The sequence below is a fragment of the Pseudoxanthomonas suwonensis 11-1 genome (genome assembly GCF_000185965.1).
GTDB lineage: Bacteria > Pseudomonadota > Gammaproteobacteria > Xanthomonadales > Xanthomonadaceae > Pseudoxanthomonas > Pseudoxanthomonas suwonensis_A.
Genome location: NC_014924.1, coordinates 1,769,448 through 1,790,987, shown reverse-complemented (window position 1 = coordinate 1,790,987; position 21,540 = coordinate 1,769,448). Strand labels below are relative to the sequence as shown.

Sequence of the window (21,540 nt, the reverse complement as noted above, 5' to 3'; positions counted from 1 at the left end):
GGCAGCTTCGGCCAGCTAAAGGGGACGGAGGGAATTAAGACCCGAGCTGAGGGGAGCTTGAGCGGCAGCGGGCACTAGCTTCCCGCCGCACTCCCGTTCGGCCGCCGAAGCGGCGGCCGTCCACGCGGTCGCACGCTCGACGTCCCCCCATCTTTGAGTAGCAGGTCGATTTGGAGTCCAATCCCCAACGAGACGGAGATTGGACGTGAAGAAGCGCTTTTCCGAAGAGCAGATCATCGGCTTCCTGCGTGAAGCCGAAGCTGGCCTACCGGTCAAGGAGCTGTGCCGCAGGCACGGCTTTAGCGAGGCCTCCTACTACCTGTGGCGCAGCAAGTTTGGCGGCATGAGCGTGCCAGAGGCCAAGCGGCTCAAGGAGCTGGAGTCCGAGAACACGCGGTTGAAGAAGCTGCTGGCCGAGCAGCTGTTCGAGAACGACGTCATCAAGGATGCTCTGCGAAAAAAGTGGTGACCGCACCGGCGCGCAGGACGCTGGTGCGGCATCTGGTGGATCGGGGACTGAGTGAGCGACGGGCGCTGGCGATGGTGCGGATGAGCGCCAGCGCGCTGCGCTACGTCCCGCGTCCGGATGGCAACGTCGAGCTGCGCGAGCGGATCCTGGCGCTGGCGCAGCGACACAAGCGCTATGGCGTCGGGATGATCTATCTGAAGCTGCGGCAGGAGCAGTGGCCGGTGAACTACAAGCGGGTGGAACGGCTGTATCAGGAGGCCAGGTTGCAGGTGCGCCGGCGCAAGCGGAAGAAGGTGTTGCTGGGCGAGCGCCAACCGTTGCTGCGGCCGGAAGCGGCCAACCAGGTCTGGTCGATGGACTTCGTGTTCGACCGCACCGCCGAGGGGCGTGTGCTCAAGGCGTTGACCATCGTCGACGATGCCACGCACGAGGCGGTGGCGATCGAGGTGGAGCGGGCCATCTCCGGCCACGGCGTGGCCCGGGTGCTGGATCGGCTGGCGCTGACCCGCGGCCTGCCGCAGGTGATCCGTACCGACAACGGCAAGGAGTTCTGCGGCAAGACGATGGTGGCGTGGGCCCACGAGCGCGGTGTGCAGTTGCGCCTGATCCAGCCAGGCAAGCCGAACCAGAACGCCTACATCGAGAGCTTCAACGGCCGCCTACGGGACGAATGCCTCAACGAGCACTGGTTCCCGACGCTGCTGCACGCCCGCACCGAGATCGAAACCTGGCGCCGGGAGTACAACGAGGAACGACCGAAGAAGACCTTGGGCGGTCTGACGCCGGCCGCTTATGCCGAACAGTTGGCGGCCAAAGCCGCTACGATGAAACCCGGACTCTAAAGAGCCCCGCTACTGAAAGCGGGGGGACGTCGTGTGGACACTGGACCACCTGTAGTGGTCAGGGCGTTCCACCATGGCCGCCCGTACCGGATTCAGCTCGATGTAGCGGATCACGCGGAGCGCGTAGGCGTCTGAATCCACCAGACTGGACTTGAAGCGGCCCTGCCAGAGCGTGCCGCAGCGCCCATGTCGCAGGTTGAACGCCTGCACATAGGCCTGGCCCGCGCGGCGGAGCGCCTGGGAGATCACGCCGCTCTGCACGGCTGAGAGCAGCAGGTGGACATGGTTGTCCATGAGGACGAAGGCATGGACGCAGACCCCGTGCCGGCGGCACGCCTCGCGAAGCACACGGCGGTAGTGGTGACGGTCCTCGTCGTCGAGGAAGATGGCACAGCGGTTCACGCCGCGCTGGGTGACGTGCAGCGGGACGCCGGGCAGTTCGAGTCTGGGCTGACGAGGCATCGCGGTCGAGGCTTGGGATGTGCCTCGAAGGTGCCGCAGCGCCGCCCTGCCGGCGATCGGTCTTTGCGGTCAGGGGGCGTCAGGAAACTCCCAATCGCTTAATTCCCTCCGTCCCCTTTATAGACGTTGGTCCCCTTTATAGACGTTGAGCCGGCAACAAGCAGTGCCGCGGCACGTCCCTGCCATGCCCAGATTGGCATGTTTCCGCACGTTATTCGCATTGCTGTGGCCGGGGCAGGGCCCGCACGGCCATGGCTATGCTATTCCGGCGCGGGGCGATGCCCTGGCCGCGGCGCGGCGGCAGCACGGCGCCGTGCGCGCAGCAATCCGGACAGACCATGGGGAGGTGGGGAGATGGAGCATCAACACAAGGTGGACCTGATGCGGCGCAACCTGCTGCTGGGTTCGGCGGCGCTGGGGGTGGCGGCGTGCATTCCGCCGGTCTTCGCGGCCTCCGGCGGCATTACCGCCACCATCAATCCCGCGGTAACACGCCCGCCGATCCCGCCGATGATCTACGGCGGTTTCATCGAGCACATCGGCAACCTGATCAACCACAGCCTGTGGAGCGAGACGCTCGACGACCGCAAGTTCTATTACGGGGTCCTCGCCGAGCGTGCCCGCAAGCCGGATGATCGCCGCGGCGCGATGGGCTTCATGGAGAAGTGGGTGGCCATTGGGCCGGTTTCCGCGATCGCGCTGGATACCGAACGCGCCTGGGTGGGCGAACACAGCCCGGTCGTCAGCGTCGATGGTTCGCAGGAACGGGGAATGGTGCAGCACGGCCTGGCCCTGAAATCCGGCACGCCTTACGACGGCCGCATCGTCCTGTGGGCCGACCCGGGCGTGACGGTCACCGTCAGGCTGGTCCGTGGAAATGGTGGCAAGGCGCTCTCCACCCGGGTGCGCGCGTCGTCGCAGTGGCAGACGCAACGCTTCCGTTTCGATGCTGGCGTGGACACCACCGACGCGCGGCTGGAGATCGTCGGCCAGGGCCGTGGCCGCTTCGGCGTGGGGGCGGTGTCGCTGATGCCGGCGGACAACGTGCGCGGGTTCCGCGCCGACACCGTGGCGCTGATGAAGCAGATGAACTGCCACATCCTGCGGATGCCGGGCGGCAACTTCATCTCCGCCCACGACTGGGAAGACAGCATCGGCGACCCCGACCAGCGCCCGCCCATCATGGACCCGGTGTGGAACGCGGTGCAGCCCAACGACGTGGGCGTGGACGAGTTGCTGCAGCTGTGCGAGCTGATCGGATGCGAGCCGTTCTGGTGCGTGAACACCGGCTTCGGCGATCCGCGCTCCGGCGCCCAGCTGCTGGAGTACGTCAACGGCAGCCCTGATACCGAATGGGGCGCGAAGCGCGCGGCCAATGGCCGCAGCAAGCCCTACGGGGTCAAGTACTGGGCGGTGGGCAACGAAATGTACGGGCACTGGCAGTACGGGCACATGGCCCGTGACCAGTACACGGTCAAGCACAACATGTTCGTGGACGCCATGCGCAAGGTGGACCCGGACATCTACATCGTGGCTCCCGGCGGTTTCGTCGACGAGATGACCACCGGCCAGGGCATCTTCATCGAAGGCCAGCCGCAGGTGCATGTGGGCTCGGATCGCGACTGGGCCTACGGCATGTTCAAGGACAGCTGGGGCAGGTTCGACGCGCTGGGCACCCACGCCTATCCGCCCGGTGGCAAGCGCTTCGACCTGTCCACCGGCAAGCTGGTGGATGTCAACCAGACGCTCAACGAGTGGGTGCACCAGATGCCCGACCGCATCCGCACCATGGTGGACGCCTGGGAGCAGTACAAGAAACACTTCCCGGAACTGGAGAAGGGCAGCGTCAAGGTGTTCTTCGACGAATGGGCCTTCCATTTCGAGGACGACCTCAAGGGTGCCCTGGCGATCGCCGCCGCGTTCCACGAGTTCTTCCGCCACACCGACTTCATCGCGATGGCCGGGTTCACCATGGCCACCGCGTGGATGAACTTCGACCGCACGCGTTCGCAGATCAGCATCAAGGGGCGGATGTTCCAGTTCTACCAGGAGCGCTTTGGCACCGTGCCGGTGGTGGTCAACGGCAACTCGCCCACGCCGGCGCCGAAGTACCCGGTCGGCGGCGACCAGCCCAGCGTCAATACCGGCGGCGACACGTATCCGCTGGACGTGTCCGCGGCGTTGACCGCCGATGGCCGGACCCTGGCCGTGGCCGTGATCAACGCCACCGAGGCACCGCACAGCTTCTCGCTCGCGCTGCAGGGCTTCAGGCCCAAGGCCGCGGGGCGCTGCTGGAAGTTCAGCGGCCCCGGCCCGGACGCGAAGAACCCGCTCGGGGAGCCGGAGCAGGTCGGTGCCAGGGAGTCGACGTTCGACGCCTCGGCCGGCTCGCTGACCATCGCCCCGGCAAGCGTGGAGATCTATCACTTCGAGCGGGCCTGACCGCGGCGGCTCGTGCCCGGCTGGTTGCCCGGGCACGTGCCGCGTGGAAGGTATTGGCCGCGCGCGGACAGAAGGGGGCAGGTTCATTTTTCCGGCGCCGGGCGTGACCGGCCGCGTGGTCTGAGCTCCAGGCTTCTCCCGACCAGCGCTTCGATCTGTCTCCGGAATAGATCGTTGCCGGAGGCTTTGTTCTGGCACGTGTGGTCGCGTAGTCCGTCATCCATCCCTGGTCGAGTGCCTGCAAAACAGTGCGCGACAGGTGGTCTGCAGGCCGGTTGGATGGCAAGCAAGGGCCAGGTAGTTGGGGTGCGGAATGATCCCGGGGCCATGCGCGCCAAGGGCGTTTCGCCGGTAGCTGGACCTGGAATAGTCGCCGGGGTCAGCGACCATGTGCGCCAGGACCGGGTTGAGCTCGCTGTACCGGGAGCAGGTGAGCACATAGGTGTCGCTGTCCACCGGTGCGGATTCCGCTACGCGTGCCGGGCCAGGACGTCCGACCACGCTCCGTTAGACTCCACGTTGATCCCCGGCAAGGAGCACCTGATGCGACGTGGAACGACTCCCTCGCTGTTCGTGGCATGTCTCGCTGTCGCAGGCTGCGGCACGTCTGATCCGGATTCGTCCGGCGCCGACGAACGGAGCGATCCGGACTCCGGGCCCTGTGTCAGCTACTACGCCGACAGCAACGAGGTGGCCGACCGAGGGCAGCTGGTGCAGCTGGACTTCACCTTTCGCTATGCCGCGACCCGGTCGATGCGTGCGGGCGACGGTGACACTACGATGGAGCTGGACGCGCAATCGCAGCTGGAAGGCACCGCCAGCCAGCTGGCCTGCGCCTGGGACACCGTCGAGGGCGGCGTGCGTTACGACCTGGTGCGGAACGATGGCGACGAGCCCCAGCCGTTCGCGGCCACCCACACCGGCACGGCTCAGCTGAAGGGCATGCGTGTGACCCGGGCCGACGGCGCCACGATCCACGAGGAGGTGGATATGGCCGGCCCGCTGGAGACTTTGCGGGTAGCGCAGCTGGGCCCATGGGAGCCGGGCGATAGCCATATGTGCGCGATCCTGGCGTTCGATGCCCCGATCCGGGGGAAGTCGGTAATGCGCATCTCCGCGCCGGGCCACCAGCGCGAGGAGCCGATGGACCCGAGTGGTCTGGTGCTCGATGGCTACTCGGCGCTGTCGCCCACCACCTACGACGGTGGCGACCACCGGTTCCTGGACCTGTCGTTCGCCATCTGTACGGACGAAGCCGCACCGGGAAGCTACGGGCCGCCGGGAGGCCTGACCATCAGCGACGATGGCCGCTTGTGGCAGCGCCGTGGGGCCTGGGAGCGCCACGCCAGCGCGCCCGCCGAGCAGCGCTCCGTCGACTTCACCCTGCGTGTGGTGCCGCCCACATTGCCGCTGTAAACGGGTGCAGGCGAACGTCCGAAGAATCCGGCTCGTTCCCAACCTGGCCCCATTTGTACCCGGCTGATCCGACTTCACGCCCTGCATTATTGAGGGAGATCCTCACCCGGGTGGCCTGCTTACTCTGGCATGGCGGCGTGGGCGCTTCTGATTGCCTCTGATAAGGCACCCTTGCACACTCAACTCGGCGGGCGACGCGGTCAGGATGGCAGACCGGAACGCCGCGGGAAGAGTTCACCAGGAGTGCCCTGGAACCCGGGCACAGGGTTTTGTGCCAGACATGGACAGGAGGTCCGTATGCGTGAGCTGAATATCTGTGAGCTTCGCTTCGACGCGGCGCGCACGAACTTCCTCAAGGCGGCGGAGTTTGCCGACAAGCCGGCGCAGGCCGTGCTCGCAGAGATGGCGTGGAAAGGAGTGGGGCAGCCGGTTGACCGGGCGATGGGATATGTCTGGGCGGATCTGGCGGCCGAGCGCGGCTATCGCCAGTTCGTGGTCCAGCGGGAGCGGTACTGGTCGCAGCTGGACGCGGGCGAGCGCGAGCGGGCGCTGGAGGAGGGCGCGGCGGTCATGGAACAGTACGGCGATGCCGTGGCCAAGCCGCGGATGGTCAAGCAGATGCGGCTGGCGCAACAGGGAATGATGAAGTCAGTGCGTCGCCACCAAGCCGACATCTATGTGGTGGGCCAGAACGGCGTTCTCAGCCAGATCCGCGGGCAGGACTTCTACGCGCCCAAGTTCTGGCGGCCCGCGCAGTACTTCGAGTGGGTGGATGCGGTCTGGAAGGACCCGCCGGCTGAGAACGTCGATGTGGGGCCGGTGGAGGAGGTCAACGCGGGCCTGGATCGTTAGCCTGCAACGCCGTGCCATCGACTGGCGACGGGCACGTCGCCATGTGTGGATGGCCGGGCAGTGCCTCGGCGACCGATGCGCCAAGTGCAGGTTCCCAAGGAGCAGTCGCTCCCCGGTGCGCAAGGCGGAGTCAATACCGCACAACCGGAGCAGGGGCGTCCTCTGCGGCAAGCCCCGCCTTCCGGCGGGCCGGTTTGCTGTTCCAGCGGTTGGGCCTGGCATGCGAGGGCAGCGCCTTGAAAGGGCCACCTGCCACGGTCCGGGCCCTGCAGCTTGGCTAAACGACTCAGTCAGGCCATGCTGAGAGCTCGTCCCATGTCTACCGGTAGCTCATGACCTCTCGCCTCACCCAAGCCCTCCTGACTTCCGCCCTGATCCTGGGTATCGCCGGCTGCGATTCTTCTTCTGCGCCCGATGCTGCGGCCGAGGTGGCACAGCCGCAGGCCGAACAGGCCGCCGCCGCGCAGGCCAAGCCGCCGATCAGCAAGTTCAAGGCCTACACCCAGCGCTTCGAGGGCGAGACCCTGCTCACCCAGCCGCATGCCACCGGCCACGTGGGCGACTGGTTCTTCACCCACTGGAAGGATGGCGGCGAGGCCTCGTTCAAGCTCGATCCGCAGGGCAACTTCAAGATCGACTGGGTCGACGGCAACTACAACTACGTCGGCGGCCCGGGCTGGGAGCGCGGCGACCGCAACCGCGTCATCGGCTACCACCTCAACGAGGATTCCGGCGCCAGCTACGTGACCCTGTACGGCTGGGGCTACGACAAGGACATGGACCCGACCGATCCGGCCCACCTGGTCGAGTACTACGTGGTCCAGCGCGGCGTGCGCACCGGTGGCCAGGGCGGCGAGCAGGGCGTGACCTTCACCAGCAACGGCGTGGAGTACACCACCTACCGCACCGTCCGCACGGAGAAGCCGTCGATCAACAACACCGCCACCTTCTACCAGTACTGGAGCCGCCCCAAGGAGCAGCTGCCGCTGGGCCAGGACCACAAGATCATCTTTGCCGACCACGTCGCCGCGTGGGAGCGCAACGGCTGGAAGATCCCGAACATGGACAACTTCGACGCCAGCGACGATCCCACCTACCAGGTGTTCGCGGTGGAGGTGTTCCTGGTGGAGAAGGGCGGCACCGTTTCGGGGCGGGTGTGGGACGCGGCTGAGTAATCGCCTGATCGCTACGGGCGGCGACGCCACCAGTAGCCCTGGCAGCCCATGCACTTTGTGCCTGGGCTGCGTCGTTTCTTCCGGGAGCGGGTCGCAACATCACCCTTGGAGTTGCACCCGGGGTGTATCTTCTGGCGAAGCGTCGCAACCGCCGGTATGGCGTGCAGGAACCGGGAGGGGGGAATGATGCGGGGATGGAGCCTGGTTGGACTGCTGGTGGTTGCCACCTCACTGCCGGTGGTGGACGTGCAGGCACAGACCTTGCGCGCACAAGCGCCCCGCGGGCAGTACAAGCCGCCGCCATCTGCACCGCGGCAACCGTACAACTCCATGGCCCGCGACACGACGCCGTTCAACTGCGAGCAGTACCGCGCCCACCCACACCCGGGCATGGTCGGCTTCTGCGAGGGCCTGGAGCACTCGGTGCTGAAGGAGGAGGCCCGGCGCCAGGGACGTCCCGGGGCATCGGCCAGTGTCATCGCCCTGCCAGCGATGGGCACTACCGAAGCGCGCGAGCTGGGATATGCCTGCATTGGTGGCCAGGCGATGCGGCGGCTGGCCAATGGATGGGAACAGGTCATGGCCCGCGAGGGCGGTTGGCAGCGCTGCCGTGGTGGCTGATCTGGCAAGCCAGCCAACACCCGTGTGTGTCCCGCACTTCGCACCGCTGGAACGCTCCCCGCGCAGCGGCTCCCGGGCGCAGGGCAGGATCACTTGCGGAAATGCATGGCTGTAGAAAGACCTGCCATGTCCACTCCACCCAGCCGCCTGCAGCTGCCGCCCGGCCCCTGGCGCACCGTGCTCGAGGCACTGTGCGCCCGCTTCCCCCGGATTCCCGAGTCGCAATGGCGCGACCGTTTCGCCCGCGGCCGCGTGCTCGACCAGTCCGGCGCGCCATTGCCGCTGGATGCGCCGTACCGGCTCGGCGCGGAGATCCAGTATTTCCGCGAGGTCGAGCAGGAGCCGCCGATGCCCGGCGGCGAATACGTGCTGCACCACGACGACCACCTGCTGGTGGCCTACAAACCACATTTCCTGCCCGTCGCACCGACCGGCGCCTGGGTGCGCGAGACCCTGCTGACCCGGCTGGTCGCCCTGACCGGCAACACCGACCTGGTGCCCCTGCACCGGCTGGACCGGGACACGGCCGGGCTGGTGATGTTCTCCACCCAGCCCGCCACCCGCGGTGCCTACCAGGCCCTGTTCCGCGAACGCCGCATCCGCAAGCTCTACCGCGCCGTGGCACCGCCACTGCCGGGGCTCAGCTTCCCCCACCTGCACCGCAGCCGACTGGAAGCAGGCGAGCCGTTCTTCCGCATGCGCGAGGTCGAGGGTGAGCCCAACAGCGAGACCGTGATCGACGTGCTGGAGCGCAACGGCCCCACCTGGACCTACCAGCTGGAGCCGGTGACCGGGCGCAAGCACCAGCTGCGGGTTCATATGGCGGCGCTGGGGGCGCCGATCATCGGGGATCGCTACTACCCGAAGTTGCAGCCGCAAGACACTGATGATCTGGCGGCCCCCCTGCAGCTGACCGCCTATGCGCTTGGCTTCGACGATCCGCTCAGTGGCCTGGCTCGCAGGTTTGCTGCCTAAGCGAACCAGAACCCTATTCACGAATAGGTGCTCTAGAACAAAGGGGCGAGGGCTCCCAAGCCGTGCGGGTTTCGGATATATGTGCCGCGTAGCACGGCATCGACCATCGCCCTGCAGCCTGAGGTGATGCCCCAGGAGGAGGGCGATTGATACGTCAAGCCATGCGTCGATTTCGGTTGGACCAGGTCGTGGCGCGTGAGGGCGGATGGCAGCGCTCTCGAGGCGGATAAACAGCCGAGTAGCTTGATCAGTGCAATGGCGGAGATAACGTGACAATCACCGTTTATCTGGATAGCGCGGACTATTCACTCTTAAGTGAAGAGCGCCTTGATGGTACCCAGGAAAAGCTAAGGGACGCTTTGTTCGAATTCTCGCGTCGGCCGAATCTGATCTTCGCCTACTCAGGGGTTCATATCAGTGAGATGGCTCCCCTAAGGGCCACCTATACTTCCTCTGCATCCGCTCGTGTAGGGGTTCTTTCGGCCCTCTGCAAACGCAATGCGTTGATGTCTACCGATCAATTGGTCGAGTCAGAGATAAGGGCGTTGTCGGCACGATCTGAAGTCCGCCTGGACATTTTCCGCCCCGACGGAAGTTGGTTCCCCGATGTAGGAGGCATTGCAAAGCCATCGATGGGCCTGAGTTTAATGCGAGAAATTAAGGGCACTATAGACAGCCTGGCGCCAAATCGAAAGGCTCGTAGAGCTGCGCGCAGCAACGTGTGGCGCGGTGACTCCCTACGGCGAAAACTCGCAGACAAGCTCTCAACCGCTGACCTTGATAATTTTTTGGCTATCTATCCGATGCGCCCTGCTGATGCATTGACCCTCAATCGCTATGTGTTTGGATTAGCGACACCGGAAGACGCGGACAATGCATTCTTCTCAAGTCTCAGGGATCCAGAATGGATGATGCGCTGGTTTGCCAATCATCATGATGAACTGAATCCCATCGTGCAGTGGGTCAGGCGTCCCGCAGAGAAGCTATTGGAAACCATGGAGGGCGCCATCGGTGAGCTCAAACGGTACAGAATTGCAGGTGTCTCGCAGGTGGATGAACTCCTTTCAATCGGTGGTTGGAAGCTCGCTCAGGACGAACTCCTGATTAAAGTTGCCAATCGTATTGGCGCAGGCTTGGGGCTGTCTCAGTTGACGACGTCGGCCGAAGACATTGATAAGTTCTGCCCTGGATTGTCGGCATCGGTCCGGACCGCGCACACCTCCGTACGAAATTCGCTGCTAGATGGATCACGAAAATTAAAGAAGAGCGATTTCGTTGATGCACTGCATTGTATGTATTCGCCATATATTGACGTTTTCCGGGCCGACAAGTACACGGCCTCTATAGTCCGCCCGCTTCTCAAGAATCACCGAACGCACGTTTGCAGCTCACTGTGTCAAGTGACTGAAGTTTTAAAGGTGATGGAGGCAAAGGGGGTAGCAGACTGAGGCATTTCCGAGAGGCAAGGGGTACAAATCCAGGGCAATTTTGGGCTCGTGCTTGCCCGTCCATCCGATTTTTTGGAAGTGTCGAGCCTTCTCAGGTCGCCAAGAGCGGCCCGCCAACTGACGATCGCGTATGGCGGAGCCCTCACAGTTGAGCTCGCTGCTGTACTGACGCATTGGCATGCAAGTAAAGCTAGACAATTTCGGAAACTCCCTACAAAGCATTTGGATTCGATCCGACGCTGCATTGGGGAATCGACCGACTGTCTGAAAAAGATTCTTTGTGCACGCTCCTCCCGCCGGCCAATCGGGCCGGTGTCCCCGGAAGGAGTTCCCATGACCTCTCAGAACAGGATTTCGTTGCAGCTGGACCAGGCGCAGTTGGCGCAGGCCGGTGAGGCCCTTGGTGCGCTCGAGCAGGCGCTTTCGGTGTTGATCGCCCTGGCCCCGGCCGAGCGCCGGCGGCTGGTGAAGATGGGGCCCAAGTCGGAGGTGTTCTGCCGGCAGGCCCTGCGGGTGCTGGAGCAGAACCCGCATATCGTCCCGGACACGGTGGACGTGGCCTCGGCCAAGCAGGACCTCGATGCGCTGGACCAGCTGCGCCCGCTGTTGGATCGTCTGCGTCGGCTGTCCGAACGCGGCAACGACACCGAGATCGCCCTGGGCAGCGACGTGATGGACGTGGCTCTCAAGGGCTACCAGCTGCTGCGCGTGGCAGGCAAGCAGCAGGGCCTTGACGGTGTCGCCAAGGAGCTGGGCCTGCGCTGGGCCAGGAAGAGCCGCAAGACCGAAGAAGCCGAGCCGGAGCCGAGCGCGGCCTGAGCAAGGGCAACGGGCGTGATCAGGCGCCCTTCGCCGTCACATTCCAAACCTCCGATCAATCCTTGGCCGCCCACCTGGGCGGCTTTTCTTTTGCCCGGTTGCCGGCTGGCCCTAGCAATCGGCACGGCTCGGGGAGGTGCGGGCCGCTCGGCAGACGCCGGGGCCGCGGTGCCCGGATCGTTTCAGGCGCTACGGGTATGCCTGCCCGGGGCTCGGGAGAGTATCTGAGCTGTTCCGTTGAACAAATTTTGTCCAACGGAAAGTGTTTGATTCATTCCGTTGGACAAAATTTCATCATCGATGAGCGTCTGATTCATTCCGTTGGACAAAATTTGATCAACGATGAGTGCTGGATTCATTCGGTTGGACAAATTTTCATCAACGGAGAGCATCTGATTTATTCCGTTGGACAAATTTTCGCCATCGATGAGTGTTTGATTCATTCCGTTGGACAAAATTTGTCCAACGGAAGGCAAAAAAGACTCTCCGGAACAGAGAAACGATCCAACCTGGTGCAAAGGAGCCAGGGCAGGGGAGCGGTGCCGCTTCCGGCCCGCCCAGGATCAGTCGGCCTGCACCCACTGCGCACTGCCGGGCCCCCGCCAATGGCCGTCGAGCCTGATGTGTCCGTGGCCTTCCGGCCAGGCCTGCACGGGCGCAGGCTCGGCCAGGTAGCGCGTGCGGTCGCCCATGAAGCGCAGCTGCACTTCCAGGTCGGTGGCGGCTTGGTCAATGTCGTCGATCGCCGCCTTCTGGTAGGGGAACACCTCCAGCTTCCGGTGCTGCCGTTCGCCGTCCACGGTGAAGGCCGCGGTGACCCGTATGAGGTAGTTGCCGCGGTTCTCCAGGCGCAGGCTCAGCGCTGTGTCCGGATCGGGGGCCTCGCATTCAGTCATGGCGTGCTTCCTGCTGCCTGTCGGGGGATGGGGCGACAGTGGACCATCGCAGCAGGCGGGGGGAGTGCCCAAAGATGGGTGAGGAATGGGCCAATCGCAGCGCCGCATCCATACGCCGGCGACCGGTACGGCAACGCATGCGCCCGCGTATCAGCGCATAGGTGCAGTGCATTGATGCGTGCGACACCACGGGCGCGGCCGTACTGGCCCGCGCCCGGTGATGCGGCGCGGAATCAGGCCGGCTTGTACTGCCAGTCCGGGCCCGGGACGGTGTTGATCATCCAGGGGATCCCGAATTTGTCGACGCAGCCGCCAAAGCCGGGGGACCAGAAGGTCTCGGCGAACGGCATGGTCTGCCTGCCGCCCTCGGACAGCTGCTCGAACCAGCGGCGGGCCTGCCCGACGTCGTCGGTGTGCAGGGTGACGTCGAAACCGTTCTTGGGCTTGTCGACGTTGGGCGCCCACTGCACGTCCATGTCCGCGCCCATCAGCGACTGGTCGCCCACGTCCAGCCAGGCGTGCATCAGCCAGTCCTTGTAGCGCTCGTCCACCGGCATCTCGTCGCCGGGGGCCGCGGAGTAGGGCACCGATGCGGTGATCTTGCCGCCCAGGACCTTTGCATAGAACTCGAACGCCTCGCGGCACTGCCCCTGGAAGCTGAGGCTGGTCACGATCTTCATACGTCTCCTCCTTGGTGGTGGCCGCCCGGGCCATGCCGGGCGGGTGTGCTCGACTCACGGCCTTACGACGGGTGGGGAGGGGGTGGATCGACATGGTTCGGCGGCGGCGTCGCCAACTCTTCCGGGCCGCGTACACGGCTGGACGCCCCGGCGCGGGTGGTGTTGGCGGATCGCCGCAGGGGGGCAAGAAGACGATGGCTTAGCATCGCACCATCCCACCGCGAGGTGAGCGGCCATGTCCCGCTACTACGAACTGTCCGAGGACTACCTCCACGACCACGGCATCATCCGCGGGCCGAAGCTGCCCGACCGCAGCGTCATGGCTGGCGAGGCCGTCGACGGTGGCTTGTTGCCCGAGCTGAGGTTCGAGGTCAACGTGCCGGACGGGGAGCCGTGCCCGCACTTCATGACCGGCGGGACGGTGGTCGCCAGCGACACCCTGGTGGCGGTCCTGCGCGGCGCGGGCGTGGACAACTTCCAGTGCTTCCCGGTGCGGCTGGTCAATCCGGAGACGGGCAGGGAGTGGCCGGGGTACCAGCTGTTCAACGTGCTGGGGGTTGGCAGCCTTCCGGGCACGGGAACCACTGGGGCCGACGCCGGGGCGAGCGATCCGGCAGGACTGCACATGTTCCGCCTGGCCGGCAGCCTGGCGACCCTGGTGGTGGACGAGGTGGTGCGTGATGCGCTGGTCGCCCACCGCCCGCCCGAGGGCTGGGGGATCCTGCTCGAAGAGCTGGGATGACGTTCGTCGGCGCCCTGCCGCCTTCGGGCGGCGTGGGGTGCCCACCACCTGGCGTCAACGTGCCGCCGGGTTAGTCTCGGGCCCATCCATCTGATGAGCAGGGACATTCCATGCAGCAATCCCCCGGACGTCTTCCGCTGGCGTTCCCGCTGGTCCTGGTCCTGGCCCTCGTGGTCGTGGCCTGTGCGACGCCGCGCGGGCAGACCGGGTCCGCCGGGCAGAACGTGGCCATCGCCGGCACCGTGGCGAGCATCAATACCCAGCCGTGGGCCTACGACGGGCACGCGGTGGTGGAGGTGGACGTGCCGGACCGCGGCCGGGTGGCGGTGCAGCTGCCGGCGCGCTGGAACCTGTGCAAGGCGCAGCCGGTGGACGTGGAGGCGCTGCAGGTTGGCATGCGGGTGCAGGCGGTGGGCGCACTTGAGCAGGCAGAGCAGGTGACGCTGACGGTGTGCGCGGATGCGGCGCATGGGTTGGCGCCAATTTGAGTGGGTGCTGATAGCTGGGCTGCTAGAGATTGAGTGGCCTCAAAGCTCAAGACTCAGCCTGATTGAGGCCTTAGCACCGACCCTTTACGCCGCCCCGCGACCCCGCGACCCCGCGCCCCGCGCCCTGCGCGCCGCGCGCCGCGGGCCCTGCGCGGCCCGCGTCAGCGAAGCGGGCATCTCATCCCCTGGAAGGTCTAGCCATGACGATTCGGGCAGTCGCTGCAGCGGTGGGACGGGCTAGGATGCGCAGCTTGGGGATCCATGGGGCAGGGAATGCAGCTGCGTAGGGACATAACGTGGGTAGCCGTGGTCGTCCTGGCCCTGGGCGCGATCCTGGGTGCCGAATTGGGCGGGGACTGGTGGTGGCTGCATTACCTATGCAAGCCGCTGACCATGCTGGCGATCATCTCGACGGTCGCTCAAGCCGGTGCGGCCGTGGGGCGCTACAGGACGCTGGTGCTGGTGGGCATGCTCTGCTCGCTGGCGGGCGACGTGTTCCTGATGCTGCCGCAGGACCTGTTCGTGCCGGGGCTGCTGGCCTTCCTGGTGGCGCATCTGTTCTATATCGCCGCGTTCTTCCCGGGCGCGACGCCGAAGGGGCGACTGCTGGCCATCCTGGGTTATGTGATCGCCGCGGCGGGTAGCGTGACCCTGCTGTTGCCCAAGGTGCCGGCGCCGCTGCAGATCCCCGTGGTGGCCTATGGCTTCGTCCTGGTCCTGATGGCGGGCCTGGCGGCTGCACGTGCCGCTGCCTTGCGGCGCGATCCGGCGCTGGCCGCTCCGACCCGCATGGCCGCACTGGGCGCGTTCCTGTTCGTCATCAGCGACAACGTGCTGGCCTGGGACCGCTTCGGCCATGACGTGCCACGGGCGATGCTGCTGATCCTTGCCACGTACTTCGGGGCGCAGTCGTGCATCGCGCGGTCGGTGGTGCTAATGGGTAGGCGATAACGATAAGAGGTTGCTTCGCTGGATGGCTAGCCGGGTCGCTTCCTGGTGGCGTAGAGCGCTAGGTCCTGATCCGTAATGCTAGCGGCAGGAACAAGCTCGTAATGCTCTTCCGAAACCACTCGGATCTCGCCGTCCTGTAGCGCAAGTTCGAACATGGCGATCTTATTGGCGGTAATGAACTGGGCCGAGACCGGTCGACAACGAAGGGCAGGGAACTTCTGTTCGCAGCAGGCGATATCTTGCTCTGTCTGTTGCCGGCCATGCTTATCCCTACCCCCTTTCGCTTGCACCGGGACAACATACTGGCATCCATTTCGGTCCAGTCCGACATAGAGCTCATCGACTTCGATCTGTCCGATGCCACGAACCGTAGTTCTAAGGTGGTTCTGCAGAGAGGACGCTGTTATCCCCAGAAAGATATCGATTAGCCGGTTGTAACGCACTTTGGCTAGCAGTGCTTGCTCGTCTCCCAAGGCGTAGGCCGAAATGATTTCTGGTGTTGCATCCGGAATCTTCACAACCAGTTGGTTATCTCGAGGGCTGATCGAAAGTGGCTTGACCTGCTTAAACTCGTACTTACCCTTCCCGATGCTGTAGATACCCCATTCATAGCCGGGAGCCGCGGTTTCAGCGATAGACTCGGGCAGCGAACTCCGATACTTGAAGGAATAGATCGGGTCACCGAGATTCTTCGGCAGTTCGATATTCCGCTCCTTCGCTGCCGCCACGAATTCGTCCCGCTCAAAGCGAACGCGTTGATCTCCAGGCGTGTAGTGCTTGCGAAAAACTTCCGCAATGATCTCCGTATACCGATTCGGCTTGACTGGCTTTGCCATGGTTCCTCTATTCAATGTAGGCAGGTGCCTTTTAGGGTTCTGATAGGAGCTTCTGGAGCCTATTCGCCAACTCCTCCGGTCGCTTCAGCTCGCACTCCCACACCACGATAGTCTTCCACCCCAAGCTCGAAAGCTGCCGGCGCTGTCGGCGATCCCGCCGCCGATTGACTGCGATCTTATCCGCCCAGTAATCCGTACGTGACTTCGGCATCTTTGTGCGCTTGCAGTAATGACCGTGCCAAAAACAACCGTTCACGAAGATGGCCGCGGAGTACCGCGGCAAGACTATGTCGGGCGTTCCTGGAAGATCCCGGCGATGGAGGCGAAACCGGTACCCCATCCGATGGAGCGGGGCTCGAACCGCCACCTCCGGCTTCGTGTGCTCCCCACGGATTCGAGACATCAACCAGCTTCGGCGCTCGGGACTCAGCCGGTCCATGCCCTAGCCTCTGTCGCAGGATCTGAGACAACGAGGAGGATCATAGCGCACCTCCTCGCGGCGCTTCCCTATAGCGAGGCAAGGCATCTTCCGATCGACGGCGCGCCGAAGGGCGCCTATACTTAGCAGCATGAGCAGACCTCTTGGAATCGATCTTTTTGCTGGCGCTGGCGGGCTCAGTTTGGGCTTTGAGCAGGCGGGCTTCGACGTTGTGGCCGCTGTCGAGATCGACCCGGTGCACGCTGCGGTTCACGCCTACAATTTCCCCCATTGTGCCGTCTTGCCCCGGTCGGTAACCGACCTCACCGCGCAGCACATTCGGGACGCTGCTGGCATCGGCACGCGGAAGGTGGATGTGGTGTTCGGTGGAGCGCCCTGCCAGGGGTTCTCATTGATTGGACAGCGCGCTCTCGACGATCCCCGTAATGCCCTGGTCAAAGACTTCGTCCGTCTCGTCCGTGAGTTGGACGCCGACTACTTCGTCTTTGAGAATGTCAAGGGGCTAACGATGGGGAAGCACCGCAAATTTTTGGATGAACTGATTCAGGAATTTGAGTCCGCCGGCTACGAGGTAGTCAGAGACTGGAAGGTGCTGAACGCTTATGAGTATGGGGTGCCCCAGGACCGGCAGCGACTGTTCCTTTTGGGTTGTAAGCAGGGGCTACGCGTACCTGTATATCCCGGCGCGATTACCTCCAGGCCCGGTGCGGTAGGGGCTGACCTCCCGAGCGCACCAACTTGCCAGGACGCGCTCGGAGACCTGCCCGATGCGGAGCGGTATGTGCGACTGATATCGAGCGACGAAGTCGAAGTGAAGAACTTTGGAAAGCCCAGCGCTTTCGCCAAGCTGATGAGGTGCGAAGACTCGGAAGGCTGGGCCTACGGCTACCGTCGCAAGTGGAATCCACACCTGCTTACCTCGAGCATGAGGTCGGAGCACACTGAGATCTCTCGTCGGCGCTTCGCTTTGACGTCTCCTGGTGAAATTGAACCTATCTCTCGGTTCTTTAAGCTACCCCCAGGTGGATTGAGCAATACGCTGCGTGCCGGTACCGATTCCGCGCGCGGCGCGTTCACCAGTCCCCGTCCCATTCACTACAAGTGGAATCGTTGCGTGACTGTGCGGGAGATGGCGCGATTGCATGGCTTCCCCGATTGGTTCCGGTTCAATGAGACGAAGTGGCACGGCGCACGACAGATCGGCAATGCCGTACCGCCTCCATTGGGACGTGCGGTAGCTGCCCAGGTCATGAATGCCATGGGGATCACACCGAAACGCCCTGCGAAGCAGATCGAACTTGGGAATGTGGACTTGCTCAAGATGAGCCTCGCCCAGGCGGCTTCTTTCTGGGGGATCGCGAATCCCATCGGGCAGCGCGACCGGAAAAGCGGGGCTAAGAAGCGTAAGCAGGAGCCTAGGGACCCGGCGCAGGGACGTATTGAGCTTGGTACTGCAAGCTAACCGAGATCCCGCAAGCCCAATCCGAACCCCTCTCGATGGCGCGCTACCGCTGATCTTAGCCGGGGCCTTACGGCTTGCCGCTCAACCGGGCATTGGGTCTCACTCCCAGAGCACCTCTTCAGGTCGGCGACTGCTTACCTGCGCCTCGTAGTCTGCATCGACATGCTCGAGATACTCCTCGACACTGGGCAGACCCGAGGCGAGCTTCAGCTTGACGACTTCGTTGGCTAGGTTGGTGCCATTGAGTAGCAGCACTGGGTACTGGTCGTCGTAGATCTCGCGCTGAACGTGTTCTGAGAAGAAGGATGTAGTCACGTAAGCCCCAACCCATCCGCGTCGCAGTCGTGCGACGGTCCTGGCGATGTGCACACCGTTCGTTGGCGTGTCGATCTTCTCGCACTTGGCCTGCCCAAGGACGACTAGCTTGGTGCTCGAAAGGCCCTCACCGATATCGATGCGTCCGACGAAGTCCAGCCCGCCGTCGCCCGTGCCACGGGTGAGCCAGCCGCGCCGGTAACTGGCGCCGGTTCCACGAATCATCGATTCACAGGCCAAGCTCGCCAGGGCTTCGAAGCGATGGCGACGGTGTTCGTAGAACTGGTAGATGGTTCTTAGCGTCTTGCCGGTGTCGGAGGTTGCCGAAGCGACTTGGTCGCGCTTTGGGAGGATGTGGTATCGCGTGACTCGACGCCGAACCCGCTCGATCTCGGGACTTCCGAACTTGACCCACGCCTGCCATGACTTGGGGGCCATCGCATTGGCGATAGGAGCCGCGAGGGTTGGGTCGCGACGATCGCGGATCCAAAGCATGGCCAAGCTCTCGTCTTCTTCCGTCAACGAGAGAATCGCCAGGTCAAAAAGGTAGTTGGTGAAGAAGCCGCCGTTCTTCTCCGAGAACTGGGTGACCCGCTTGGCGCCAACGATCAGTCCAAGACCGGCGAATTCCTTAAGTCCCTTCTGTGTAGAGCGAAACAAGAGCATGGGGGCCGCGCGTTCGCGTTTCGCGCGATCTGGAGAGGTATGGAGCTCGAACTGACGTAGCAAGGTCCGATTGCCATTGGCCAATCCAGGATCGACGTCGGGTGTCTTGTTGTCGCCGAAGTACCGCGCGAATCCCTCGTCAGGGGCCAAGGTGTCGTGCCAGGGGTTCTCTATCGATCCGCGCTTATGCACGCTGCTCTGCAGAAGGACTGCCGCTAGTCGCTCCCCGTCGACCGCGCGCGTCGCGCTTGGGGAGTTGATGCCTTTCTCGAGCTGGAGGCTCGCCAAGCCCGGAACCGACACAATATGGTGGAAGTTGGGAATGCCATCCACCGTCGGAAGATCGGGCAGGGCAGGCCTCGGGTATCGATAGACCTCCCCCATGCGGAACCGCTTGATCGCCTCTTCCCCTGTTGCCATGCGCCCCTCCCCGGCTGCGGTTGGATCTGTGACCAGGGTAACCCGCACATGGCCAGGTTTTCAGCCGTCACTGAAGCTGATGGTGCCTTTCAATGGTCCAGGGGAAACAGCTATTTCCAGCCTGGATGCTCGCCGGCCTGCCCGATCCAGCTCGCAACCGTCGTGGCTTTGGCCTCTTCAAGCGACCTGACTTTGACGTAGCGCGAGCCTTCGCCCAGCGGCGGAGGCGGGTCGAACTTCGCCCCGGCGAAGAACACCACGTTGACCGAGACGTCGTAGGCCACCAGCTCGATCACCCATCCCTTGTCGGGCAGGCCGTAGTAAGCCTTCTTCCATTTCAGTGCGTAGCTGGCCTCGGGCAGGGCTTTGCGGATCTGGCCGTCGAGGTGGGCCAGGATCGGCTGCAGGTCTGGCATGGTGCTCTTGATCCACGCCGCGATCGGGGCATGGTCGTCGCTCGGCTCGGGCGGCTTGCGGGTGCTCTTGGGTTGCATGGTGGCCACGGCACTCCTCCATTGCAGATGCACGCGTGATGCTAGCGCGCTGCATGCGGTGGTGCAGGAGGGCATTCCGACCAGGGCCGTGAACCCTGCAGGGCCAGTGCAGGGTGCGGTGGCGGCGTCGGATCGGCGCCGGCAGCTTCTCCAGCACTGGGTGTGCGCTGTAATTCTGTCCGCGGGCGCGGCGTGGCTGCGGTCAGCTCTATGCGTGCGGTTCCATGAGTCCGCAGGCCAGGTGCACATCCGCACACTCGCGGGCGAACCCGGTGGTGCGTCATGCGGGCCAGGCAGGCCGCGCAAGCGCATCGGCAACTGTCATACGCACGTCGTGCCGCGTGCACGCGGAAGTAATGGTCCGGTAACGCTTCGTTGAAAGAATTCCCGCGCTCTCCGCAAGGCCAGTCCTGATGGAGGCGGGGACGCTGCATTGTTTTTCCGGAATGGGGCCAACGAAGCTGTGCTGACGCGAACCGGGTTCTCCTTGCTGCTTGCGCTGGGTCTTTGCTTTCCGATGCATGAGGCGCCGGGCGCGCCGCTGCCGCCACCGCTTGGACAGCACGCCGGTCCCTGGGCGTCCGGCCACGTGCAGGGCATCGCGGTGGATGTGCAGGGGGGATACATCTACTACTCCTTCACCAACCTGCTGGCGCGGTACGACTTCAGTGGCAAGCTGGTCGGGACGCTGCAGGGGTGGAAGGGACACCTTGGCGACCTGGATTTCAATCCGGCGGACGGATGCATCTACGGGTCGCTGGAGTACAAGAAGGACAACGCGTTCTACATCGCGGTGATCGATGGCGATCGCATCGACCGTGTCGGCATCGATGCGTTGGCGAGCGGGATCATCGGTACGGTCCATCTGCCGGAGGTCGCGCGGGACTTCGTGGCCGATGCGCATGGCCAGGCAAGCGGCGAGCCGGAGGGGGCACCGCCACCGCACCGGTACGGGACCTCCGGTATCGACGGGGTCGGCTTCGGCCCGCGGTTCGGGAACGCGGCTGGCCCGCACTATCTGACCGTCGGCTATGGCGTGTTCTCCGACACCGCGCGCCCGGACAACGACCACCAGGTCCTGCTGCAGTACGACGTGCGCGACTGGGCGCGCTACGTCCGTCCACTGGACGAGCGCCGGCCGCATTACAGCGGGCCGGCGGCCGCGCACGGCAAGTACTTCGTGCGCACCGGCAACACCACCTACGGGATCCAGAACTTGGCCTACGACCCCGGCCTGCAGCGCTGGTTCCTCGGCACGTACCGCGGGCGCAAGGACGGGCTACCCAACTACACGCTGTTCGCGGTGGACGCCTCCGCGGTCCCACGCGCAGGTGAGCTTGCCGGCGTGCCCGGTCCCGGCGGCGAGGGGCAGGCGCGCGGCCTGCTCCTGCCGCTGGCGGCGGACGGACTGTCGGACGCCGCGACCGGCATCCGCGGCTGGCACCAGAAGGCGGACGTTGGCTTCCAGCCCATCGGCCATGGCCTGTTCTACCTGGCGCGCGATTCCGCCCGGGAGGGGAAGCAGGCGGCGGAGCTGACCCTCATGCGCTGGACCGGCGATGCCAGACAGCCGTTCGCGCCTGCCACGCAGGACGCATCTGCTTCCTTCCTCTCCCATACCGGAAACTGA

22 protein-coding genes are annotated in these 21,540 nt (G+C 64.4%); 14 read left to right on the top strand and 8 right to left on the bottom strand.

Translation table 11 applies throughout. The features are described 5' to 3' along the window. Positions 1–205: 205 nt before the first annotated feature. Positions 206–1,311 (top strand): IS3 family transposase gene (locus tag PSESU_RS08165; protein WP_155942714.1). Its coding sequence is split into 2 segments (ribosomal slippage): positions 206–464 and positions 464–1,311, totalling 1,107 coding nucleotides; the frame shifts between segments, so codons are not numbered across the junction. 9 nt (positions 1,312–1,320) lie between these two features. On the opposite strand, the gene PSESU_RS08160 is transcribed toward PSESU_RS08165, so the two are convergent. Further along, a complete protein-coding gene (locus PSESU_RS08160) occupies positions 1,321–1,773 on the bottom strand; it encodes a transposase (RefSeq protein ID WP_013535294.1) in 453 nt (150 codons plus the stop codon). A gap of 354 nt (positions 1,774–2,127) precedes the next feature. Here PSESU_RS08160 and PSESU_RS08155 point away from each other — a divergent pair, with 354 nt between their 5' ends. The 8 genes from PSESU_RS08155 to PSESU_RS08125 all read left to right on the top strand — a co-directional run bounded on the left by PSESU_RS08155 (position 2,128) and on the right by PSESU_RS08125 (position 11,521). Beyond that, on the top strand, positions 2,128–4,215 hold the full coding sequence (locus tag PSESU_RS08155; protein ID WP_013535293.1) for an alpha-L-arabinofuranosidase: 2,088 nt from the start codon (positions 2,128–2,130) through the stop codon (positions 4,213–4,215). Positions 4,216–4,758: 543 nt separating this feature from the next. Further along, on the top strand, positions 4,759–5,631 hold the full coding sequence (locus PSESU_RS08150; RefSeq protein WP_013535292.1) for a hypothetical protein: 873 nt from the start codon (positions 4,759–4,761) through the stop codon (positions 5,629–5,631). A gap of 297 nt (positions 5,632–5,928) precedes the next feature. Beyond that, a complete protein-coding gene (locus PSESU_RS08145) occupies positions 5,929–6,483 on the top strand; it encodes a sel1 repeat family protein (protein WP_049782311.1) in 555 nt (184 codons plus the stop codon). Between the two features lie 332 nt (positions 6,484–6,815). Further along, on the top strand, positions 6,816–7,658 hold the full coding sequence (locus PSESU_RS08140) for a glycoside hydrolase family 11 protein (RefSeq protein WP_013535291.1): 843 nt from the start codon (positions 6,816–6,818) through the stop codon (positions 7,656–7,658). Positions 7,659–7,841: 183 nt separating this feature from the next. After that, positions 7,842–8,279, top strand: coding sequence for a hypothetical protein (locus PSESU_RS08135; protein WP_013535290.1), 438 nt, complete (start codon positions 7,842–7,844; stop codon positions 8,277–8,279). A 105-nt stretch (positions 8,280–8,384) separates the two neighbouring features. Further along, complete coding sequence (locus PSESU_RS08130) at positions 8,385–9,254, top strand: pseudouridine synthase (RefSeq protein WP_041764014.1); 870 nt, start codon at positions 8,385–8,387, stop codon at positions 9,252–9,254. A 269-nt stretch (positions 9,255–9,523) separates the two neighbouring features. After that, positions 9,524–10,702, top strand: a complete 1,179-nt coding sequence (locus PSESU_RS16160) for a hypothetical protein (protein WP_013535288.1) — start codon at positions 9,524–9,526, stop codon at positions 10,700–10,702. A gap of 333 nt (positions 10,703–11,035) precedes the next feature. Further along, on the top strand, positions 11,036–11,521 hold the full coding sequence (locus PSESU_RS08125) for a hypothetical protein (protein ID WP_013535287.1): 486 nt from the start codon (positions 11,036–11,038) through the stop codon (positions 11,519–11,521). 182 nt (positions 11,522–11,703) lie between these two features. Here the strand turns inward: PSESU_RS08125 and PSESU_RS16155 are convergent, their stop codons facing one another. From PSESU_RS16155 to PSESU_RS08115, 3 genes are all read right to left on the bottom strand, one after another. Further along, on the bottom strand, positions 11,704–11,997 hold the full coding sequence (locus PSESU_RS16155; protein WP_155942741.1) for a hypothetical protein: 294 nt from the start codon (positions 11,995–11,997) through the stop codon (positions 11,704–11,706). A gap of 87 nt (positions 11,998–12,084) precedes the next feature. Next, complete coding sequence (locus PSESU_RS08120; RefSeq protein ID WP_013535286.1) at positions 12,085–12,417, bottom strand: hypothetical protein; 333 nt, start codon at positions 12,415–12,417, stop codon at positions 12,085–12,087. A 233-nt stretch (positions 12,418–12,650) separates the two neighbouring features. After that, a complete protein-coding gene (locus PSESU_RS08115) occupies positions 12,651–13,097 on the bottom strand; it encodes a VOC family protein (RefSeq protein WP_013535285.1) in 447 nt (148 codons plus the stop codon). A gap of 235 nt (positions 13,098–13,332) precedes the next feature. On the opposite strand from PSESU_RS08115, the gene PSESU_RS08110 reads away from it, so the two are divergent. From PSESU_RS08110 to PSESU_RS08100, 3 genes are all read left to right on the top strand, one after another. After that, positions 13,333–13,839: a hypothetical protein gene (locus PSESU_RS08110; RefSeq protein ID WP_013535284.1), complete on the top strand. Its 507-nt coding sequence runs from the start codon at positions 13,333–13,335 to the stop codon at positions 13,837–13,839. Between the two features lie 110 nt (positions 13,840–13,949). Beyond that, a complete protein-coding gene (locus tag PSESU_RS08105; protein ID WP_013535283.1) occupies positions 13,950–14,327 on the top strand; it encodes a hypothetical protein in 378 nt (125 codons plus the stop codon). Positions 14,328–14,633: 306 nt separating this feature from the next. Further along, a complete protein-coding gene (locus PSESU_RS08100; RefSeq protein WP_233275204.1) occupies positions 14,634–15,278 on the top strand; it encodes a lysoplasmalogenase in 645 nt (214 codons plus the stop codon). A gap of 26 nt (positions 15,279–15,304) precedes the next feature. Here PSESU_RS08100 and PSESU_RS15910 read toward each other — a convergent pair whose 3' ends face one another. Together PSESU_RS15910 and PSESU_RS15905 are read right to left on the bottom strand one after the other, a co-directional pair. Further along, positions 15,305–16,114 (bottom strand): hypothetical protein, encoded by an 810-nt coding sequence (locus tag PSESU_RS15910; RefSeq protein ID WP_013535281.1) that lies wholly within the window; start codon positions 16,112–16,114, stop codon positions 15,305–15,307. Positions 16,115–16,145: 31 nt separating this feature from the next. Continuing rightward, positions 16,146–16,553, bottom strand: a complete 408-nt coding sequence (locus tag PSESU_RS15905) for a very short patch repair endonuclease (RefSeq protein ID WP_013535280.1) — start codon at positions 16,551–16,553, stop codon at positions 16,146–16,148. Positions 16,554–16,683: 130 nt separating this feature from the next. Here PSESU_RS15905 and PSESU_RS15900 point away from each other — a divergent pair, with 130 nt between their 5' ends. Beyond that, positions 16,684–18,015, top strand: coding sequence for a DNA cytosine methyltransferase (locus PSESU_RS15900; protein WP_013535279.1), 1,332 nt, complete (start codon positions 16,684–16,686; stop codon positions 18,013–18,015). 99 nt (positions 18,016–18,114) lie between these two features. Here PSESU_RS15900 and PSESU_RS08090 read toward each other — a convergent pair whose 3' ends face one another. Together PSESU_RS08090 and PSESU_RS08085 are read right to left on the bottom strand one after the other, a co-directional pair. Next, positions 18,115–19,416 carry a restriction endonuclease gene (locus PSESU_RS08090; RefSeq protein WP_013535278.1) on the bottom strand — a complete coding sequence of 434 codons (1,302 nt, stop codon included), beginning with the start codon at positions 19,414–19,416 and terminating at the stop codon, positions 18,115–18,117. Between the two features lie 110 nt (positions 19,417–19,526). Further along, entirely contained in the window at positions 19,527–19,910 is a 384-nt protein-coding gene (locus PSESU_RS08085; RefSeq protein ID WP_233275284.1) for a DUF1801 domain-containing protein, read from the bottom strand. Positions 19,911–20,397: 487 nt separating this feature from the next. On the opposite strand from PSESU_RS08085, the gene PSESU_RS08080 reads away from it, so the two are divergent. Then, positions 20,398–21,540 (top strand): hypothetical protein, encoded by a 1,143-nt coding sequence (locus PSESU_RS08080; protein WP_155942740.1) that lies wholly within the window; start codon positions 20,398–20,400, stop codon positions 21,538–21,540.

What these genes read in the sequence shown, in the direction of transcription:
- PSESU_RS08160 (WP_013535294.1), bottom strand. Translation starts at nt 1,773, where the DNA reads ATGCCTCGTCAGCCCAGACTCGAACTGCCCGGCGTCCCGCTGCACGTC.
- PSESU_RS08155 (WP_013535293.1), top strand. Translation starts at nt 2,128, where the DNA reads ATGGAGCATCAACACAAGGTGGACCTGATGCGGCGCAACCTGCTGCTG.
- PSESU_RS08150 (WP_013535292.1), top strand. Translation starts at nt 4,759, where the DNA reads ATGCGACGTGGAACGACTCCCTCGCTGTTCGTGGCATGTCTCGCTGTC.
- PSESU_RS08145 (WP_049782311.1), top strand. Translation starts at nt 5,929, where the DNA reads ATGCGTGAGCTGAATATCTGTGAGCTTCGCTTCGACGCGGCGCGCACG.
- PSESU_RS08140 (WP_013535291.1), top strand. Translation starts at nt 6,816, where the DNA reads ATGACCTCTCGCCTCACCCAAGCCCTCCTGACTTCCGCCCTGATCCTG.
- PSESU_RS08135 (WP_013535290.1), top strand. Translation starts at nt 7,842, where the DNA reads ATGATGCGGGGATGGAGCCTGGTTGGACTGCTGGTGGTTGCCACCTCA.
- PSESU_RS08130 (WP_041764014.1), top strand. Translation starts at nt 8,385, where the DNA reads ATGGCTGTAGAAAGACCTGCCATGTCCACTCCACCCAGCCGCCTGCAG.
- PSESU_RS08125 (WP_013535287.1), top strand. Translation starts at nt 11,036, where the DNA reads ATGACCTCTCAGAACAGGATTTCGTTGCAGCTGGACCAGGCGCAGTTG.
- PSESU_RS08120 (WP_013535286.1), bottom strand. Translation starts at nt 12,417, where the DNA reads ATGACTGAATGCGAGGCCCCCGATCCGGACACAGCGCTGAGCCTGCGC.
- PSESU_RS08115 (WP_013535285.1), bottom strand. Translation starts at nt 13,097, where the DNA reads ATGAAGATCGTGACCAGCCTCAGCTTCCAGGGGCAGTGCCGCGAGGCG.
- PSESU_RS08110 (WP_013535284.1), top strand. Translation starts at nt 13,333, where the DNA reads ATGTCCCGCTACTACGAACTGTCCGAGGACTACCTCCACGACCACGGC.
- PSESU_RS08105 (WP_013535283.1), top strand. Translation starts at nt 13,950, where the DNA reads ATGCAGCAATCCCCCGGACGTCTTCCGCTGGCGTTCCCGCTGGTCCTG.
- PSESU_RS15910 (WP_013535281.1), bottom strand. Translation starts at nt 16,114, where the DNA reads ATGGCAAAGCCAGTCAAGCCGAATCGGTATACGGAGATCATTGCGGAA.
- PSESU_RS15905 (WP_013535280.1), bottom strand. Translation starts at nt 16,553, where the DNA reads ATGGACCGGCTGAGTCCCGAGCGCCGAAGCTGGTTGATGTCTCGAATC.
- PSESU_RS15900 (WP_013535279.1), top strand. Translation starts at nt 16,684, where the DNA reads ATGAGCAGACCTCTTGGAATCGATCTTTTTGCTGGCGCTGGCGGGCTC.
- PSESU_RS08090 (WP_013535278.1), bottom strand. Translation starts at nt 19,416, where the DNA reads ATGGCAACAGGGGAAGAGGCGATCAAGCGGTTCCGCATGGGGGAGGTC.
- PSESU_RS08085 (WP_233275284.1), bottom strand. Translation starts at nt 19,910, where the DNA reads ATGCAACCCAAGAGCACCCGCAAGCCGCCCGAGCCGAGCGACGACCAT.